Raw genomic sequence first — 20,075 nt, 5'->3', positions numbered from 1 at the left:
AGGTAGTCCGGTGATCGATGATGATGGCTACCGCCCGAATGTTGGTATTGTGATCTGTAATCGTGATGGGCAGGTGGTATGGGCCAGGAGATATGGGCAGCACTCATGGCAGTTTCCCCAGGGCGGCATTAATCCCGGCGAAACCGCGGAACAGGCCATGTACCGTGAACTGTACGAAGAGGTCGGGCTGAGCCGTAAGGATGTGCGCATACTGGCCTCCACCCGTAACTGGTTGCGTTACAAGCTGCCGAAGCGTCTGGTACGCTGGGACACCAAGCCGGTTTGTATCGGCCAGAAGCAAAAATGGTTCCTGCTGCAGCTCATGTGCCCGGACGCCGATATCAATATGCAGCGCGGGGGCACCCCTGAGTTCGACGGCTGGCGCTGGGTCAGTTTCTGGTACCCGGTGCGCCAGGTGGTTTCTTTTAAGCGGGACGTTTACCGCCGGGTAATGAAAGAGTTTTCTACTATTGTCATGCCGTTGCAGGAAAGCGCTGTGCAACGGACTCTCCCAGGCTACAGACGGAAGAGGGGTTAAGCCACGCAGAATATGCTCACGCGCTTGCGGGAAATCGTTGAAAAGGTCGCCGCCGCGCCGCGCCTGTCGGATACGCTGGAAATTCTGGTCAATGAGACCTGTCTGGCGATGGATACCGAAGTCTGTTCGGTTTATCTGGCCGATAACGATCGCCGCTGCTACTACCTGATGGCCACGCGTGGTTTGCAAAAACCGCGCGGGCGCACCATCACGCTGGCTTTCGACCAGGGGATCGTCGGGCTGGTGGGCCGCCTGGCGGAGCCCATCAACCTGGCCGATGCCCATAACCATCCCAGCTTCCAGTACATTCCGGCGGTAAAAGAAGAGCGTTTCCGCTCCTTCCTCGGCGTGCCGATTATCCACCGCCGCCAACTGCTGGGCGTATTGGTGGTGCAGCAGCGCGAACATCGGCAGTTCGACGAAAGCGAAGAATCCTTTATGGTGACGCTGGCCACGCAAATGGCCGGTATTTTGTCGCAATCCCAGCTCAACGCGCTGTTCGGCCAATACCGCCAGACGCGCATCCGCGCGCTGGCCGCCGCCCCCGGCGTGGCGATAGCCCAGGGGTGGGTGGACAACAGCCAGCCTTCGCTCGATCAGGTTTTTCAAGCCTCGTCGCTGGACAGCGCGCGCGAGCGCGAGCGCCTGACGCTCGCCCTCGGCGAAGCGGCGGCGGAGTTCCGCCGTTTTAGCAAGCGTTTCACCGCCAATGCGCAAAAAGACAGCGCGGCGATTTTCGATCTTTACTCCCATTTGCTTAACGACGCGCGCTTAAAGCGTGAGCTGTTTGCGCGAATCGATGCCGGCGCCATGGCCGAATGGGCGGTAAAACAAGTTATCGAGCTGTTCGCCGAGCAGTTCGCGCAGTTGAACGACAGCTATATGCGCGAGCGCGCCGGCGATTTACGCGCCCTCGGGCAACGCCTGCTGTTTCATCTGGGCGATAACATCCAGGGCGAGACGCCCTGGCCGTCGCGTTTTATCCTGGTGGCCGATGAGCTGAGCGCCACACTGCTGGCCGAGATGCCGCAGGACAAAATGGTGGGCGTGGTGGTCAGGGACGGCGCCGCCAATTCTCATGCCGCCATCCTGGTGCGGGCCATGGGCATCCCAACCGTTATGGGCGCCGATATCCAGCCGGCGCTGCTAAACCAGCGGCTGTTGGTGGTGGACGGTTATCGCGGCGAGCTGCTGGTGGATCCCGAACCGGTGCTGGTGCAAGAGTACCAGCGTTTAATCAGCGAGGAAAAACAGCTCAGCCGCCTGGCGGAAGACGATGTGGAACAGCCGGCGACCATGAAAAGCGGCGAGCGCATCCAGGTGATGCTTAACGCCGGCCTGAGCGCCGGACATGAACAGCGTCTGGGCAATCGCGTGGACGGCGTCGGCCTCTACCGCACCGAAATTCCGTTTATGCTGCAAAGCGGATTTCCGTCCGAGGATGAACAGGTCGCGCAATACCAGGGCATGTTGCAGCTGTTCCCGGCCAAGCCGGTGACGCTGCGCACGCTGGATGTCGGCTCGGATAAGCAACTGCCCTATATGGCGCCGCTTAATGAGGAAAATCCCTGCCTGGGCTGGCGCGGTATCCGCATCACGCTCGATCAACCGGAAATTTTCCTCATCCAGGTGCGCGCCATGCTGCGGGCCAACGCGGCTACCGGTAATCTCAGTATCCTGCTGCCGATGATCACAAGCGTCGACGAAATCGACGAGGCGCGGCGCCTCATCGACCGCGCCGGGCGCGAGGTGGAGGACATGCTGGGGTACGCGCTGCCGCCGCTGCGCATCGGGGTGATGATTGAAGTGCCCGCCATGGTGTTTATGCTGCCGCTGTTGATCAACCGGGTGGATTTTGTCTCGGTGGGCAGTAATGACCTGACCCAGTACCTGCTGGCGGTGGATCGCAACAATACCCGGGTGGCGGCCATGTACGACAGCCTGCATCCGGCCATGCTGCAGGTATTGGTGAAAATCGTCGCCGAGTGCCGCCTGCTGGGGCTCGATTGCAGCCTGTGCGGCGAAATGGCCGGCGACCCCATGGGCGCGCTGCTGCTGGCCGGCATGGGTTATCGTACCCTCAGCATGAATGGACGCAGCGTCGCCCGCATCAAATACCTGCTGCGTAATGTGGAGCTCGGCGACGCCGTTACCCTGGTGGAACGGGTGCTCACCGCGCAAAATGCCATCGATGTGCGTCATCAGGTGGCGGCGTTTCTGGAGCGCCGCGGGCTGGGCGGTCTTATCCGCGGCGGCAGGTAGGACGGCCGGCGGCGCAACCCGATATTAAAAACGCGTAAATTTTCCGTCGCCCCGCCGCGAACATTAGGCCGCTATGCTATGATATGCCGCCATCGGACGAACCAGGCGCACGGCGACGCGACGCTTTTTCGTGACCGAACGGCCTGCCGCCCCGTCGCACCGACGCGGTGAAAATGACTTAAATCGTGGTGATGAATGACAATGAATTATCTGGCCTTCCCGCAGTTTGACCCGGTGATTTTTTCCGTGGGACCGGTGTCGCTCCATTGGTACGGCCTGATGTACCTGGTCGGTTTCGTCTTTGCCATGTGGCTGGCGGTGCGCCGCGCCAACCGGCCCGGCAGCGGCTGGACCAAGGATGAAGTGGAGAACCTGCTGTATGCCGGGTTCCTGGGCGTGTTCCTGGGCGGACGCATCGGCTATGTGCTGTTCTATAACCTGCCGCAGTTCCTCGAGAATCCGCTTTATCTGTTTAAGGTATGGGACGGCGGCATGTCGTTCCATGGCGGCCTGATGGGCGTTATTATCGTGATGCTGTGGTTTGCCCACCGCACCAAACGCCATTTCTTCCAGGTGGCGGATTTTATCGCCCCGATGATCCCCTTCGGCCTGGGCGCCGGCCGGCTGGGCAATTTTATCAACGGCGAACTTTGGGGGCGCGTAACGACGGATACCCCGTGGGCGATGCTGTTTCCCAGCTCGCGCGCCGAGGATCTGGCCCTGCTGCCTTCGCATCCGCAATGGCAGGCGCTGTTTAACCAGTATGGCGTATTGCCCCGCCATCCCTCGCAAATTTATGAGCTGCTGCTTGAAGGCGTGGTGCTGTTTATCATCCTGAATGTGTTTATCCGCAAGCCGCGCCCGCTGGGCAGCGTCTCCGGCCTGTTTCTGATGGGGTACGGCGCGTTTCGCATTATCGTGGAGTTTTTCCGCCAGCCCGACGCGCAGCTCGGATTATTCGACGATGCCATCAGCATGGGGCAAATCCTGTCGTTGCCGATGATTATCGCCGGTCTGATTATGTTTATCTGGGCCTACCGCCGCCGCCCCCAGCAACAACTGTCCTGAGGTCACATGAAACAGTATTTGGAACTGATGCGCCTGGTTCGGCATCAAGGCACGCCGAAAGCCGATCGCACCGGCACCGGCACCTTATCGATTTTCGGCCATCAGATGCGCTTTAACCTGCAGCAGGGTTTTCCGCTGGTCACCACCAAACGCTGCCACCTGCGCTCGATCATTTATGAGCTGCTGTGGTTTCTCAACGGCGATACCCAGGTGGATTATCTGCACGAGCACAATGTGTCCATTTGGGACGAGTGGGCGGATAAGGACGGCAATCTCGGCCCGGTGTACGGTAAGCAATGGCGCGCCTGGGGCGCGGCGGACGGCCGCCGGATCGATCAGCTGAGCCGGGTGATCGAGCAGTTGCGCCAGGACCCCGACTCACGGCGCATTATCGTTTCCGCCTGGAATGTGGGCGAGCTGGATCAGATGGCGCTGGCGCCTTGCCATGCCTTGTTCCAGTTTTATGTCGCGGACGGTACGCTGTCCTGCCAGCTTTACCAGCGCTCATGCGATATTTTCCTCGGCCTGCCGTTTAATATCGCCAGCTACGCGCTGCTGGTGCATATGGTGGCGCAGCAGTGCGACCTGCGGGTGGGGGATTTTGTCTGGACCGGCGGCGATACCCATCTGTACAGCAATCATCTGGAGCAGGCCGACCTGCAGCTGACGCGCGCGCCGCGTGAACTGCCGCGCCTGGTGATCAAGCGTAAGCCCGCGTCGCTGTTCGACTACCGTTTTGAGGATTTTGATATCCAGGGTTACGACCCGTATCCGCCAATCAAGGCGCCTGTGGCAATCTGATATTGCGCGCCCGTTAACACGTCTGCTTTGCAAGGGAGGTTAACGGGCCTGCCGCGCCGTGGGGCGCCATAGTTTTGTTATGCTCCCCGCAATATTTTGTCTGTTTGCACCTCTCCCCTAAATCCATGCGACAGCCCGTCGCACTTTGCGTCTTACCCGGTAGCGCGGCGGGATGGATAGCCGCTATCCTGCGGTGCATGAAAATTCCCAACCTGTCACAGCGGGGCTATACCCTGATTGAAATGATGCTGGTGCTGGCCTTGACGGCGATGCTGGCGCTGTCGGGCACGTTTGTCTGGCGGCATTACCAGCATAAATCCCAGCTCGAACACGCGGCGCGCCAGATAGTGGATTTCATGCAGCGTTTACAGTGCCGGGCCGCCTGGGGCAATCATCATTATCGCATCAGGGTGCGAACCGGCCTGGACTGGTCGCTGGAGGCGCGTGGGGACGCGCAGGCGCGCCCTATGCCGGCGCCGGCAATGACCTTGCGGCGGCAGGCGTCCGCCGGGAGTATCCGGCTGGAAATTTCCACGCCCGGCTACCTTACCCTGGCGGGACTGCGCAATACCGCCACGCCGGCCCACCTGACGCTCAGCAACCCGGCGGGCAGGATCAGGGTTATCCTGTCTGGCAAGGGGCGGGTCAGGGTGTGCAGCGAGCACGGCCGCTGGGCGGGGATCGGGCCGTGCTAAACCGGGCGCAGCGGGGGGCGGGCCTGGCGGAAACCCTGGGCGCCCTGGCGGTGGTGTCCCTGCTGCTGCTGGCCGGCCTGCGGCTGTTGCCGCTATTGCATCGCCTCAGCCACGGCGGCATGCAACAGGCCAGGCTGGTTCGGCAGATTGATTACAGCCTGCTGGCCATGGAAAAAGATTTGCGCCGCGCCGGTCATTGCCGGCCGCCCTGCGCACGGTCCGGCGTCGTGCTGGGGCAGCGACGCGGCGAGCGTAAAAATTCCTGCCTGATCGTCAGTTACGCCTTTTATCCGACCGGGGCCAGAACGGCGGGAGGCCGCGTCGTCAACGATACCTTCGGCTACCGTTTGCATCGCGGCGCTTTGGAAACCCAGCGGGGCGTCAGGCATTGCGACGAGGCGGGCTGGGCCAATATGCACGATCCCCGGCAGGTGCGGATAACAAGGCTCAGGTTTGAACCGGTGGCGGCCCATGCATGGCGGATCACGCTGCATGGCGTGCAAAGCGATCGTCCCGGCGGCGGGTATCGGACCAGCCGGATCGTTGTCGGGCGTAATGGATGAATACTCAATCGCAGCGGGGCGGCGGTTCCCTGGCGGCGCTGCTGGCCGTATTGTTTACCGGCATGGCGGCTCTGGCGGCGTGGCAGCGTTTTATGGATGCTTCCCTGGCGTTAATTGCCGATGAACAGCATTACCTGAGCGCTTTTCATCAGGCCGAATCCGCGCTGTCGTGGGGAACCGGCCAGTGCTGGCGGGGGGAGGACGGGCAATGCCTGCGGCCGCCGGGCGGAAATTTCCAGGCCTGCCTGCTGGCGGGGGCGCGCGGCAGATGGATACTGCGCGGCCACGGCGATGGTGTAGCCGAACCGGTGTATCTGTACCGCGTGGTGGCGATGCGCCCTGTGGGGCAGTTGGGGGACGGCGCAACATCATGGCGTCTGACGCCGCTGCCCGCGGGCTGGCTGGACTACCACCCGGGCTGAATCCTTTGCGAGGTGTAATGAAAAGCTATCATCAGCGGGGGCACGGCATGCCGGAAGCATTAATGGCGGTACTGTTGTTTTCGCTGGTGGCGCTGTTTATGCTGCACTATCTGCAGCGGCTGGCGAACCGGCAGGAAGATGTGCGCCAGTACCGCCAGGCGTTGACGCTCAGCCACCAGGCGTTGGAAGGATATCGCCTGCCAAGCCTGCGGGACAGGCTGGCTGACAGCATGGACCTGCCCGCCGGTTGGCGGCTCGATATCGTCGTACAGCCGCTGGCCGGCGGCTGTACGCGGGTCAGTGCCGGGGTCGCAACCGCGCGCGGGCAACGGGCAACGCTGTGCGAATGGTTTTGTTTGCCCGTGGATGCGAAGCGACGTGGGGGTGATACCGTCGATGGCGGGTGATCAACGCTTGTTTTCAGCGCGAATACCGCTAGAGTGTCGGCATGAGTAACACCCGTTGGTTCAGGCGAAAGGGGGCGGCATGTTTACGGTGTACCATTCAAACCAGCTGGATTTGCTTAAAGCGCTGGCCGCCGCGCTGATCGAGGGGCGTCCGCTGCGCGATCCGTTCCAGCCGGAGGTGATCCTGGTGCAAAGCTCCGGCATGGCCCAATGGATGCAGATGGCGCTGGCGGCGCGGTTCGGCATTGCCGCCAATATCGAATTTCCCTTGCCGGCAAGCTTTATCTGGCAAATGTTCACCCGCGTATTGCCGGATATCCCGCAGGAGAGCGCGTTCTCCAAGGATGCCATGACCTGGAAACTGATGGCATTGCTGCCAAAGCTGTGCCAGCAGCCCGGGTTCGAGGTGATCTGCCAGTACCTTAAGGATGACGGCGACCGGCGTAAATGTTTCCAGTTTGCCGCCCGTATCGCGGATCTTTTCGATCAATACCTGGTCTTCAGGCCGGACTGGCTGGAGCGCTGGCAGCGCGCAGAGCCGGTGCCGGACCTGGGCGATGCCCAGTCCTGGCAAGCCCCCCTGTGGCGGGAACTGGTGGCGTTCACCGACCGGGCCGGGCAATCTCCCTGGCATCGCGCCAACCTCTACGCGCGGTTTATCCAGACGCTGGAAGAGGCGGCCGAATGTCCGCCGGGCCTGCCCGAACGCGTATTTATCTGCGGCATTTCCGCCTTGCCCCCCACCTATTTACAGGCGTTGCAGGCGTTGGGGCGCCATATCGACATTCATCTGCTTTTCACCAACCCTTGCCGCTATTATTGGGGCGATATCCGCGATTACGCCTTCCTGGCCAAGTTGCAAAACCGCAAACGCACCCATTACCAGGAGCCACGGGAACAGGGCCTTTTCCGCCGGCCGGCGGAAGCCGGGGCGCTGTTCAACGACGCGGGAGAACAGCAGGTCGGCAATCCTCTGCTGGCTTCCTGGGGTAAACTGGGCCGCGATAACCTGTATCTGCTGGCCCAGCTGGAGGGCGTCCAGGAAGTGGACGCCTTTGTCGACCCGCCGGACGACGGCCTGCTATCCACCCTGCAGCGCGACATACTGGAACTGGAAGATCATGCCGTGGTCGGCATGACCCGCGAGACGCTGGAGAACAGCCGGACAAAACGGCTGCTGCAGCCCTCCGATCGTTCCCTCAGCCTGCATGTCTGCCACAGTCCGCAGCGCGAGGTGGAAGTGCTGCACGATCGGCTGCTGGCGATGATCGGCGACGATCCCAGCCTGTCGCCCCGCGACATTATCGTCATGGTGGCGGATATCGATCGTTATACGCCCGCGATCCAGGCGGTATTCGGTCATGCCGGCAGCGGGCGCTATCTGCCGTTTGCCATTTCCGACCGGCGCGCGCGCCATATCCATCCGGCGCTGCCGGCGTTTTTGTCCTTGCTGGAGCTGCCGCAAAGCCGCTTCGCCGCCGAACAGGTGCTGGCGCTGCTTGAGGTGCCGGCGGTGGCGGCGCGTTTTTCGATTAACGAGGACGGGCAGAAGTTGCTGCGGCAATGGGTCGCCGAGTCGGGCATCCGCTGGGGCCTGGACGACGATAATATCCGCGAGCTGATGCTGCCCGCCACCGGCCAGCATACCTGGCAATTCGGGCTGACGCGCATGCTGCTGGGGTACGCCATGGACAGCCATAGCGGGGACTGGCGAGGTATTCTGCCTTACGACGAATCAAGCGGGCTGATTGCGGAACTGGTGGGCCATCTGGCGGAATTGCTGGCGCAGCTCAGGCGCTGGCGGGACATCCTGCGGGAACCGCGCGACCTGGCCGGATGGCTGCCCTGTTGCCGGGAACTGGCGGCGGACTTTTTCCTGCCGGACAGCGAGACCGAAGCCGCGCTGGCCCTGCTGGAAACCCAATGGCAGGAGATCCTGCAATTCGGCCTGCAGGCTGCCTATGACGAACCCTTGTCGATCACGCTGCTGCGCGACGAATTATCCGCCCGGCTGGATCAGCAGCGCGTCAGCCAGCGCTTCCTGGCGGGCACGATTAATTTTTGCACGCTGATGCCCATGCGATCCATCCCTTTCAAGGTTGTGTGCCTGCTGGGCATGAACGACGGCGTCTATCCGCGTTCGCTGCCGCCGCTGGGGTTCGATTTAATGGCCGGCCAGGCGAGACGGGGCGACCGCAGCCGCCGCGACGATGACCGCTACCTGTTCCTGGAAGCATTGCTGTCGGCCCAGCAGCGTTTTTACATCAGTTTTATCGGCCGTTCGATCCAGGATAACAGTCAACGCTATCCGTCGGTGCTGGTCAGCGAATTGATCGAGTATGTCGCGCAGAGTTTTTACCTGCCGGGGGATGAGGCGGTGGATGTGGACACCAGCGCCGCCCGGGTCAGCGCGCATCTGTGCCAGTGGCACAGCCGCATGCCGTTTGCCGCCGAGAATTTTATCAAGGATACCGAACAGCAAAGTTTTGCCGCGGAGTGGCTGCCCGCCGCCAGCGCGGGCGGCAAGCCCCATCCCGAGTTTACCCGTCCGCTGGACCCGCAGCCGGTTACCCTGCTGGCGTTTGATGTGCTGAAACGGTTTTACGGCCACCCGGTGCGCGCCTATTTCCAGCAGCGCCTGGGCGTCTATTTCCGCCTGGAAGAAACCGAGCTGTCCGCCGACGAGCCGTTTGTCGTCGAAGGCCTGGACCGCTACCAGCTTAACGACCAACTGCTTAATACGCTTATCGCCGGGGAAGATCCCGACCGGCTTTACCGTACCTTCAGGGCGGCCGGATACCTGCCCTACGGCGCATTCGGCGAACTGTATTGGGCCAAACAGCGCGATGAAATGGCCCTGCTGGCTGAAACGGTGCGCGAACAACGCCGTGATGGGGCGCAAAGCATCGAGATAAGCCTGATGCTGGGCGACGCCGAACTGAGCGGCTGGCTGCCCCAGACGCAGAGCGACGGCTTGCTGCGCTGGCGTCCGGGCGTTTTATCGATGAAAGACGGCATGGCGCTGTGGCTGGAGCATCTGGCATGGTGCGCCATGGGCGGCGGCGGGGAGAGCCGCATGTACGGCACTAAGGGCCAGTGGCGTTTTGCCGCGTTGGCGCCGGAGCAGGCGAAAGCGTTTTTACTGACGCTGGTGACGGGGTATGGCCAGGGCATGAGCACGCCGCTGCTATTATTACACCGCGCCGGCGGCGCATGGCTGGCACAAAGCTACGACCACGGTACGGGCGCCATTGATTGGGGGGAATCCTGCCAGCTCCAGGCGCGCGATAAGCTGATGCAGGCCTGGCAAGGGGACGGCTACACGCCCGGCGAGGGACAAGACCCCTACCTGCAGCGGCTGATGCGGCAACTCAACGCGCCGCATGTCGAGGCGATTATCCAGGCGGCGCAAACTTACCTGCTGGCGCCGTTCAGCCTCAATCTGGCGGAAGCCGAAAAGGCACGACGGGGGAAAAAAAGCACGTTAAGCTAACAACACCGGCGATAGCCGGTAAATACATCGCGAAATAAGCGAAGAGGCCATGGCCGGCCCTTCAGGGTTGTTGGAGAGTGGAATGCGTAGATTGGTTGTGGGATTGTTCAGTTGTGCTGTGTTGTGTTGTTTGGGCATTGCGCCTGCCGTAGCGGATGTCGCCGGCTGGCAGCCGATAAAGGAGACCATCCGCAAGAGCAGCAAGGACATACGCCAGTACCAGGCCGTCAGGCTGGCCAACGGCATGACGGTATTGCTGGTCAGCGATAAGCAGGCGGTGAAGTCGCTGTCCGCCATCGCGGTGCCGGTGGGATCGCTTGAGAACCCGGATGACCAGTTGGGCCTGGCCCACTATCTTGAACATATGATCCTGATGGGGTCGAAAAAATACCCACAGCCGGAAAACCTGGCGGAATTCCTGAAAAAGCACGGCGGCGATCATAACGCCAGCACCGCCTCCTACCGCACCGCATTTTACCTCGAGGTGGAAAATAACGCCCTGGAGCCAGCCATCGATCGCCTGGCGGACGCCATCGCCGAGCCGTTGCTCGATCCCGGCAACGCCGACAAAGAACGTCATGCGGTCGATGCCGAACTCACCATGGCCCGCGCCAATGACGGCTTACGCATGGCGCAAATCCGCGCCGAAACCATGAATCCCGCCCATCCCGGCTCGCGTTTTTCCGGCGGCAACCTCGACACCCTGCGCGATAAGCCGGGCAGCAACCTGCACCAGGCGCTGAAGGCGTTTTATCATCGTTATTACTCCGCCAACCTGATGGTGGCGGTGATCTACGGCAACCAGCCGTTGCCCGAATTGGCGCGGATCGCGGCCGCCACCTACGGACGCGTGGCCAACCGCCACGCCACGGTGCCCAAGATTACCGCACCGGCGGTGACAAAAAAGCAAACCGGCGTCCTGATCCACTACCAGCCGGTGCAGCCGCAGAAAATGCTGCGCATCGAGTTTCCCATCACCAATAACAGCCAGGCTTTTCGCAGTAAAACCGATACTTATATCAGTTACCTGATTGGCAACCGCAGTCCGAACACCCTGGCTGACTGGTTGCAGAAACAGGGACTGGCGGATGCCATAGACGCGGGCGCCGATCCCATGGTCGATCGCAACGGCGGGGTGTTCGCCATCGCCACGTCCCTGAGCGATAAAGGGCTCAGGCAACGGGATGAAGTGGTGGCGGCAATCTTCAGTTACCTGAAGACCCTGCGCGAACAAGGGATACAGAGGCAATATTTCGATGAGATCGCCCATGTGCTGGAACAGGATTTCCGCTACCCGGTGATTACCCGCAATATGGATTATATCGAATGGCTGGTGGACTCCATGCTGCGGGTGCCGGTACAGCACGTGCTCGATTCCGCCTATGTGGCGGACCGCTACGATCCCAAGGCCATCGCCGCGCGCCTGGACGGCATGACGCCGGACAAGGCCCGCATCTGGTTTATCAGTCCGGACGAGCCGCATAACAAAAGCGCTTATTTTGTCAACGCGCCTTACCAGGTAGATAAAATCCCGGCGCAACGGCTGACGTTATGGCGCCAGACCCAGCCTCATATCCAGCTGTCGCTGCCGGCGCTCAATCCCTATATCGCCAGCGATTTTTCATTAATCAAAGCCACCGCGGCGCCGGCCTATCCGCAACTGCTGATCGACGAACCGGGACTGCGGCTGCGTTATATGCCCAGCCGGTATTTCGCCGACGTGCCGCGGGCGGATATCACCCTCAATTTCCGTAATCCCGCCGTCATGGCTTCCGCCCGCAATCAGGTGCTTTATTCCCTGAACGACTATATCGCCAGCCAGGATCTGGCCGAGCTCAGCAATCAGGCCTATGTGGGCGGCATCAGCTTTTCCACCTATGAAAACGACGGGTTGACCATTAAAGCCTCGGGGTATACCCAGCGCCTGTCGCAACTGGTATTAAGCCTGGTGGAGCGTTACGCCACCTTTACGCCGACGGTTGATCAGCTGTTACAGGCCAAAAGCTGGTATCGCCAGCAGCTGGACGGCACGGAAAAAGAGAAGCCGTACGCGCAGGCGATGATCCCGGTCAAAGTGTTGTCGGCCCTGCCGTATGTGGAACGGGATGAGCGGCGCGCCCTGATTGACGGCATGACGGTACAGGATGTGATTGATTACCGCGAAACCCTGTTCAAGCCCACCGCGCTGGATATGCTGGTGGTGGGCAATATGACGCCGCAGCAGGCCACCGAACTGTCGGCACAGCTGAAGAAACAGATAGGTTGGACGGGCACGCAGTGGCGGCGCGCCGACAAAGTGCAGATTACCCGGCCGCAGCTGGCCGTGATGCAAAAACAGGGCGGCAGTTCTGATGCGGCGCTGTCCGCGGCGTATGTCCCCGCCGGCTATGACCGGATACAGGGCATGGCTAATAGCTATATGCTGGCGCAAATCGTGGAGTCCTGGTTCTACCAGCAGCTGCGCACCCAGGAACAGTTGGGATATGCGATTTTTATGGTGCCAGTATTTGTCGGCGACCAGGGCGGGATCGGTTTTGTGCTGCAAAGCGGCACCCGCCAGCCCGCATACCTTTACCAGCGTTACCAGGCGTTTTTCCCCGAGGCGGAACGGCGGCTGCGCGCTATGGCGCCCGCGGATTTCGAGCAGTATAAGCAAGGCATTATCAGCCAATTGCTACAGCAGCCGCAGACGCTGGCCGAAGAAGTGGGACAATATACCGATGATATCGAGCGCGATAACCTGTCTTTCGATACCCGTGCTAAAGTAGTGGCGGCGCTGCGGCAGATGACGCTCGCGCAGCTGGCTGATTTTTTCCATCAGGCGGTGATTGCGCCGACCGGGCTGGCGCTATTATCCCAGATTGGCGGCAGCGGCGACGGCCACGCTCCGGCGGAATATGCCGCGCCCGCGGGCTGGCAGCTTTATCCCAACGCCTCGGCGCTGCAAAGGACGTTACCCGTGCTTGCTCATCAATAGAGGAAAACAGCATCCTTGACCGCGCAGATACTTAATCCGCTGACGTTGCCGTTGCAGGGCGCAAGCCTTATCGAGGCGTCGGCGGGTACCGGGAAAACCTACACGCTGGCGGCACTTTATCTCCGCCTGCTGCTGGGGCTGGGCCAGCAGGCGGCTTATCAGCGCCCGCTCAGCGTGGAAGAAATCCTGGTGGTGACCTTTACCGAGGCGGCCACCGAGGAACTGCGGGGACGCATCCGGGAGAATATCCACCGCCTGCGGCTGGCCTGCGTGCGGGGTCATTCCCTGAGTGAACCCGGCAAGGACGACCTGTTTCAGGAACTGCTGGCCCAGGTCGCCGATACGGAGCATGCCGCCCGTTTACTGCTGGCGGCCGAACGGCAGATGGATGAAGCGGCGATTTATACCATTCATGGCTTTTGCCAGCGCATGCTCGGCCAGAATACCGTTGAGTCGGGTATGTTGTTCCAGCAAACCCTGGTGGAAGACGAATCGGCGCTCAGACGCCAGGTCTGCGCCGACTTTTGGCGCCGCCATTGCTACCCGCTGCCTTACGCCATCGCCCAGGCCATACACCAGGAATGGGACGGTCCGGAAAAACTGTTGGCTGAATTGCTGCCTTATATGCAGGGCGAGGCGCCGGTGGTGCGCAATCCGCCGGATAAAACCGAGTCCATCCTGGCGCGGCATGAGCGCATTATCGCCCGCATCGACGCCCTTAAGCGGTCATGGCGCCAATCCGCCGGGCTGTTGCCGGCCCTGGTGGGCGACTCAGGCGTCGATAAGCGCTCATACAGCAGCAAGAACCTGCCTGTATGGCTGGATAAAATGTCAGCCTGGGCCGCCGCGCCAACCGATGATTATGCGGTGCCAAAAGAGCTTGAACGCTTCCGCCAATCGGTACTGCGCGCCAAAACCACCAAGGGCAGCCCGCCCGAGCATGCCCTGTTCGACGAAATCGACCGGTTTTTCCAGGAGGCGTTGACGCTGCGCGAGCTGATTTTTGTGCTGGCGCTGGATGAAATGCGCCTCGCGCTGCAACTCGAAAAGCGCCGGCGCGGTGAACTGGGCTTTGACGATTTGCTCAGCCGTTTTGACGAGGCGCTGCGGGGCGAGGGTGGCGACGCCCTGGCGCAGTCGGTGCGCGCGCGCTATCCGGTGGCGATGATTGACGAATTCCAGGATACCGACCCCCAGCAATACCGGATTTTCCGCCGCATCTATGGCGGGCAGCCGGCCTGTGGGCTGGTATTGATTGGCGATCCCAAACAGGCGATTTATGCTTTTCGCGGCGCGGATATTTTTACCTATATGCGCGCCCGCAGCGAAGTTAGCGCCCACTATACTCTCGGCACCAACTGGCGCTCCTCGCCGCCCATGATCGGCGCGGTGAACCGCCTGTTCCAATCGCTCGCAAACCCCTTTATTTTTCAGCAAATTCCCTTTTTGCCGGTCGCCGCCGCCCCGGAAAACGACGCGCTGTCGCTGATGGTCGACCAGGCGCCGCAGCCGGCGCTGCGGGTCTGGCTGCTGGCGGGGGACGGAACCGGTGTAAGTGAGTACCAACATTTAATGGCGCGCCAGTGCGCCGCCGCCATCAGCGACCTGCTGACCGCCGGCCGGGACGGGCGCGCCTGGCTTAACGGCCGCAAGGGACGCGAGGCGCTGCAGGCCTCGGATATGACGGTGCTGGTGCGTAACCGTAATGAAGCCGCCCTGGTGCGCGACGCGTTAAGCGCATTGTCGATCCCCGCGGTTTACCTGTCCAATCGTGACAGCGTTTATGAAACGCCGGAGGCGCGCGAGCTGCTGTGGTTGTTGCAGGCAATCCTGATCCCGGGCCAGGATAACGCCCTGCGCTGCGCCCTGGCCACCAGCCTGATGGGGCTAGACGCCCAGGATATCGATGCCGTCAACCACAACGGCCAGGCCTGGGACGCGCTGGTGGATGAGTTCGCCGGGTATCGCCAGCTGTGGCGGCAACGCGGCGTGCTGCCGATGCTGCGCCAGGTGATGATCGCCCATCAGATAGCGGAGAACCTGCTGGCCAGCGTCAATGGCGAACGCAGGCTGACCGATCTGCTGCATCTGGCCGAACTGCTGCAGGAAGCCTCGGCGCAGCTGGATAACGAACACGCGCTGGTGCGCTGGCTGGCGTTGCAGATTGAACAGCCCAACACCCAGGCCGATAACCAGCAGCTGAGGCTGGAAAGCGACCGCCATCTGGTGCGGATCACCACGGTGCATAAGTCCAAGGGATTGGAATTTCCCCTGGTATTCCTGCCGTTTGTCGCCGATTTTCGTCTGCAAAAGCGCCCCTTGTTCCATGACCGCAGTGATTTCCAGGCCTGGCTGGATCTGGCGGCCTCCGAGGAGAGCCTCGCGCTCGCGGAGGAAGAGCGGTTGGCGGAAGACCTGCGCCTGCTGTACGTGGCGCTGACCCGTTCCATTTATCAATGTTGCATCGGTATCGCGCCGCTGTTTCGCGGCTCCCGTGCCAAAAACGGCGATACCGATGTGCATCAAAGCGCGTTGGGCTACCTGATACAGCAGGGCGAGCCCGGCGACGGCGCCGTCCTGCGGGCGCGGCTTGAGCAGCTGTGCGCAGCGGATATCGTCCTGGACGTGATTACCCAGCCGCAGGGGCGCCCCTGGCAACCGGCCGTGACGGCGCGGCATAGCCTCGCCGCCCGGCGCTTTCAGCCGCGCGCGCAGGACAATTGGCGCGTCACCAGTTATTCCGGCCTGCAACAGCACGGCGGCGGACCGGGGCTGATGGAACTGCTGCCCCGGCTGGACGTCGACGCGGTGGGCGAACGCCGTCAGGATGCCGAACCCGAGCTGTCGCCCCATACCTTTGCGCGCGGCGCCTCCCCCGGCACCTTCCTGCACGCCCTGTTTGAATCGCTCGATTTTACCCGGCCGCTTGATAAGGATTGGCTCAGTGGGCAACTGGCGCAAAACGGCATCAGCGACATCTGGCGGCCGGTTATCGGGCAGTGGATGGACCGGGTATTAAACGCGCCGCTCGGCGCCTCCGGCATTACGCTCTCCCGGCTGGCGCCGGGGCGGAAACAGGCGGAGCTGCAGTTCTATCTGCCGATAGACGCCACGGTGACCGCCGGCGCGCTGGATACGCTGTGCAAACGCTACGATCCGTTGTCTGCGCGCTGCCCGCCGCTGGATTTTCCCCAGGTGCGGGGAATGCTGAAGGGGTTTATCGACCTGGTGTTCTGCTGGCAGGACCGTTATTACCTGCTGGACTACAAATCCAACTGGCTGGGCGAAGACGATGCCGCCTATACGCCCGAGGCGATGGCGCAGGCCATGGCGGAGCATCGCTACGATCTGCAATACCAGCTGTATACCCTGGCGTTGCACCGTTACCTGCGCCATCGCCTGGCGGATTATGATTATCGCCGCCATTTTGGCGGAGTCTTTTATCTGTTCCTGCGCGGCGTCGCGGCCGATAATCCCGGCAACGGCATATTTTACTGCCGCCCTGAACCGGCCCTGATTGACGGCCTGGATACATTATTCAGCCAGGGCGCGGCGGTCACCAGCGAGGATAAGGCGATTTAATGGACATTGTGATCGAGCAGGCGCAATTACTGCGGCTTTGGCGGCCGCTGGATATCCAGTTTGCCCGCATGCTGGCGAGCGCGGATGAGCCGGCGCTGCTGCTGGCTTGCGCCTGCCTGAGCGCCGACGCCGGCGCCGGACATGTTTGCCTGCCGTTGACGCTATTGCAGCCCGGCGGCCTGTTCAACGGCCGGCATCCGCAGCTGGCCGAGCATGCCTGGCGCCTTGCCGGCAAGCCCTCGCCGGACGAGTGGCCGCGTTTGCTGAACGCGTCGCCGGCGGTCAGCGACGGTTCCAGGCCCACCCCCCTGGTATTAGATCAGGGCCGGTTGTATTTGCAGCGCATGTGGCAAAATGAACGGCGGGTCGCGCATTTTTTTAACGCCATCCGGCCCATGCCCGCTGGGGATGAAGCGCTTATCAGGCGGGTGCTGGACCGGTTTTTCCCGGCCGGCGCCGATGCGGTGGACTGGCAAAAAGTGGCGGCGGCGGTGGCTATCACCCATCCGGTGGCGCTGATTTCCGGCGGCCCGGGCACCGGTAAAACCTCGACGGTGGCGAAAATGCTGGCCGCCATGGTGGTGCTGGGCGGCGATGCCCGTCTGCGTATCCAGCTGGCGGCGCCCACCGGGAAAGCGGCGGCGCGCCTGAGCGAGTCCCTTGGCGCGGCGCTGGCGGCGCTCGGCCTTGACGAACGGCAGCGGCGGCTGTTCCCCGCGGAAGCCGTGACGCTGCACCGGCTGCTGGGCGCGCAGCCCAACAGCCAGCGCATGCGTTACCATCAGGATAATCCGCTGCATGTGGATATCCTGATTGTCGACGAAGCCTCGATGGTCGATCTGCCGATGATGGCCAGCCTGATCGCCGCGCTGCCGCCGCAGGCGCGGGTGGTTTTTTTAGGCGATCGTTGCCAACTGGCGTCGGTGGAAGCGGGGGCGGTGCTGGGCGACATCTGCTTTCTGGCGGAGAACGGCTATAGTCCCGGGCGTAATGCGCAGCTGCGGCGGCTTACCGGCTGCGAGGTGCCGGCGGGCACGCCCGTGGCGGGACACCAGACGGGGGACAGCCTGTGCCTGCTGCGTAAAAGCTACCGCTTTGACGCGGGATCCGGCATCGGCCGTCTGGCCAATACCGTTAACAACGGCGATGGCCGGGGGGCGCTGGCGTTGCTGAAAGCCGGGCGTGATGAGGACGTGGCCTACGCGCCGGTGCGCGACGGCGAAGACTATCTGCGCCTGCTCGACGGGTGCGTGGCGGGCTATCGTGATTACCTGCGGCTGGTGCGGGACGGCGCCGGGGCGGGCGCGGTGTTAGCGGCATTTGACCGCTACCGCCTGCTGTGCGCGCTGCGCGAAGGGCCCTTCGGCGTCGCCGGCCTTAACGCGCGGATTGAACAGGCGCTGGCCCAGGCGGGGTTGATTAAGCGCCAGGCGGATGCCGCCGGCAGGGGGTATGCGGGACGGCCGCTGATGATCACCCGCAATGCGCCGTCCCTTGGACTGTATAACGGCGATATCGGTATTATGCTGCCGGATGCGCAGTCGGCGCTGCGGGTCTGCTTCCCGCTGCCTGACGGCACCATCAAGGCGGTGCCGCTAAGCCGTCTGCCCGATCATGAAACCGCTTTTGCCATGACGGTGCATAAATCCCAGGGGTCGGAGTTTATCCATACGGCGCTGGTGCTGCCCAACCAGTTTCTGCCGGTGCTAACCCGCGAGCTGGTCTATACGGCCATTACCCGCGCCCGCGAGCGGCTGTCGGTCTATGCCAACGACGAGGTGATAAGCCAGGCCATCGCCACGCCGACCGAGCGGCGCAGCGGCCTGCGGGAATTGCTGTTAAAGGGGTAGGCCGCCGGCAGGCTTGCCGGCGCACGCGGTAGCCGGCGGGCGTCCCGGGAATGCTCGCCGGCGCAGCCCGGTTACTGGCCGGTGAGGTCCGCCACCAGGATTTTTGAACGGCGATGGTAGTTATACAGCGCCTGCTTCTGCTGCGGCAGCACTTCCACTTCCGCCGGGGTAAAACCGCGCTCCTGGAACCAGTGAATGCTGCGCGTCGTCAGCACAAACAGCTTTTTCAGCCCCATCTGGCGCGCCTGCTGCGTAATGCGCTGCAACAGCATTTCGCCGCGCGACGAACTGCGGTAATCGGGATGCACGGCCACGCAGGCCATCTCCCCCAGCTGTTCTTCCGGAAAGGGGTAAAGGGCGGCGCAGGCAATGGTCAGGTTGTCCCGTTCGATAATAGTGAATTTATCGATTTCCATTTCCAGCTGTTCGCGGGACCGGCGCACCAGGATGCCCTGCTGCTCCAGCGGGCGTATCAATTCCAGGATGCCGCCGATATCGTTAATGGTCGCGCGCCGCACCTGTTCCGCGCTTTCCATCACGATCTGGGTGCCTATGCCTTCGCGGGAGAACAGTTCCTGCACCAGCGCGCCGTCATCCTGATAGCTGATCAGATGGCAACGGCGCACGCCGCTGCGGCAGGCTTTCACCGCGCCGCGCAAAAAGCGCACCGTGCCGGAATGGTAATCGCCTTTTTTTTCCAGCGCGTCGATACGCAGCTGGGCCTCATTGGGAAACAGTTCGGATATTATCTCGCCCTTATCGTCACACACCCCTTGCGAAGAACAAAAGCCGATAATCTTTTCCGCTTTCAGTTTGATAGCCAGCTGGGTGGCCACTTCTTCCGAGGTCAGGTTAAAGCTCTCGCCGGTTACCGATACCGCCACCGGCCCGAGCAGCACGATAGCGCCGCTGTCCAGCTGGCGATGTATCGCCTCGTCGTCGATACGGCGGATGCGGCCGCTGTGGCAGTAGTCCACCCCGTCGTCCACCCCGAGCGGCTGGGCAATGATAAAATTGCCGCTGACCACATTAATATGCGCCCCCTGCAGCGGCGTATTGTTCAGGCTCATGGACAGCCGCGCGGTAATATCCAGCTGCAGCAGGCCGGCCGCCTGCTTGACCAGTTCAAGGGTCGGCGCGTCGGTGACGCGGGTATGCTTGTGGTAAATAGGTTCCAGGTGGTGCACCGACAGATTGGCGTCGATTTGCGGCCGTGCGCCATAGACCAGCACCAGGCGGATGCCCAGGCTGTGAAGGAGGCCGATATCATTAACGATGTTGGCGAAGTTTTCATGTTCGATGGCTTCGCCGCCTAACATGACGACAAACGTCTTGCCCCGATGGGCATTGATATAGGGAACTGAGTGACGAAAGCCTTGGACCAGTTCAGTACTACGTTCCTTCACGGCAAATCCTC

The 20,075-nt window shown here is 62.0% G+C and carries 13 protein-coding genes; 12 read left to right on the top strand and 1 reads right to left on the bottom strand.

Going from position 1 to position 20,075, the window contains the following annotated elements; translation table 11 throughout:
• Positions 1-10: 10 nt before the first annotated feature.
• From rppH to recD, 12 genes are all read left to right on the top strand, one after another.
• Positions 11-538 (top strand): RNA pyrophosphohydrolase, encoded by a 528-nt coding sequence (rppH, locus tag ACL2XQ_RS21375; protein ID WP_410013678.1) that lies wholly within the window; start codon positions 11-13, stop codon positions 536-538.
• Between the two features lie 12 nt (positions 539-550).
• Positions 551-2,800 (top strand): phosphoenolpyruvate--protein phosphotransferase, encoded by a 2,250-nt coding sequence (gene ptsP, locus ACL2XQ_RS21370; RefSeq protein ID WP_410013679.1) that lies wholly within the window; start codon positions 551-553, stop codon positions 2,798-2,800.
• Positions 2,801-2,995: 195 nt separating this feature from the next.
• Positions 2,996-3,868: a prolipoprotein diacylglyceryl transferase gene (lgt, locus tag ACL2XQ_RS21365; RefSeq protein WP_410013680.1), complete on the top strand. Its 873-nt coding sequence runs from the start codon at positions 2,996-2,998 to the stop codon at positions 3,866-3,868.
• Positions 3,869-3,874: 6 nt separating this feature from the next.
• Complete coding sequence (gene thyA, locus ACL2XQ_RS21360; RefSeq protein ID WP_410013681.1) at positions 3,875-4,669, top strand: thymidylate synthase; 795 nt, start codon at positions 3,875-3,877, stop codon at positions 4,667-4,669.
• A gap of 197 nt (positions 4,670-4,866) precedes the next feature.
• On the top strand, positions 4,867-5,364 hold the full coding sequence (locus ACL2XQ_RS21355) for a prepilin-type N-terminal cleavage/methylation domain-containing protein (protein ID WP_413739665.1): 498 nt from the start codon (positions 4,867-4,869) through the stop codon (positions 5,362-5,364).
• Entirely contained in the window at positions 5,358-5,927 is a 570-nt protein-coding gene (locus ACL2XQ_RS21350) for a prepilin peptidase-dependent protein (protein ID WP_413739664.1), read from the top strand. Before ACL2XQ_RS21355 ends, ACL2XQ_RS21350 begins: the two co-directional genes overlap by 7 nt.
• Complete coding sequence (locus ACL2XQ_RS21345; protein WP_413739663.1) at positions 5,924-6,349, top strand: DUF2509 family protein; 426 nt, start codon at positions 5,924-5,926, stop codon at positions 6,347-6,349. The genes ACL2XQ_RS21350 and ACL2XQ_RS21345 overlap by 4 nt, the downstream gene beginning before the upstream one ends.
• 17 nt (positions 6,350-6,366) lie before the next feature.
• Positions 6,367-6,756: a prepilin-type N-terminal cleavage/methylation domain-containing protein gene (locus tag ACL2XQ_RS21340; RefSeq protein ID WP_413729522.1), complete on the top strand. Its 390-nt coding sequence runs from the start codon at positions 6,367-6,369 to the stop codon at positions 6,754-6,756.
• 79 nt (positions 6,757-6,835) lie between these two features.
• Positions 6,836-10,249, top strand: coding sequence for an exodeoxyribonuclease V subunit gamma (recC, locus tag ACL2XQ_RS21335; RefSeq protein ID WP_413739662.1), 3,414 nt, complete (start codon positions 6,836-6,838; stop codon positions 10,247-10,249).
• An 82-nt stretch (positions 10,250-10,331) separates the two neighbouring features.
• On the top strand, positions 10,332-13,226 hold the full coding sequence (ptrA, locus tag ACL2XQ_RS21330) for a pitrilysin (RefSeq protein WP_413727744.1): 2,895 nt from the start codon (positions 10,332-10,334) through the stop codon (positions 13,224-13,226).
• Positions 13,227-13,241: 15 nt separating this feature from the next.
• A complete protein-coding gene (gene recB / locus ACL2XQ_RS21325; RefSeq protein WP_413739661.1) occupies positions 13,242-16,808 on the top strand; it encodes an exodeoxyribonuclease V subunit beta in 3,567 nt (1,188 codons plus the stop codon).
• A complete protein-coding gene (recD, locus tag ACL2XQ_RS21320) occupies positions 16,808-18,658 on the top strand; it encodes an exodeoxyribonuclease V subunit alpha (protein WP_413739660.1) in 1,851 nt (616 codons plus the stop codon). Before recB ends, recD begins: the two co-directional genes overlap by 1 nt.
• 71 nt (positions 18,659-18,729) lie before the next feature.
• Here recD and argA read toward each other — a convergent pair whose 3' ends face one another.
• Positions 18,730-20,064, bottom strand: coding sequence for an amino-acid N-acetyltransferase (gene argA, locus ACL2XQ_RS21315; protein WP_410013690.1), 1,335 nt, complete (start codon positions 20,062-20,064; stop codon positions 18,730-18,732).
• Between the last annotated feature and the right edge of the window lie 11 nt (positions 20,065-20,075).

The organism is Sodalis sp. RH14 (assembly GCF_047324285.1).
Taxonomy (GTDB): domain Bacteria; phylum Pseudomonadota; class Gammaproteobacteria; order Enterobacterales; family Enterobacteriaceae; genus Acerihabitans.
The sequence above is the reverse complement of the archived record's forward strand: the minus strand, read 5'-3'. Positions and strand labels throughout refer to the sequence as shown.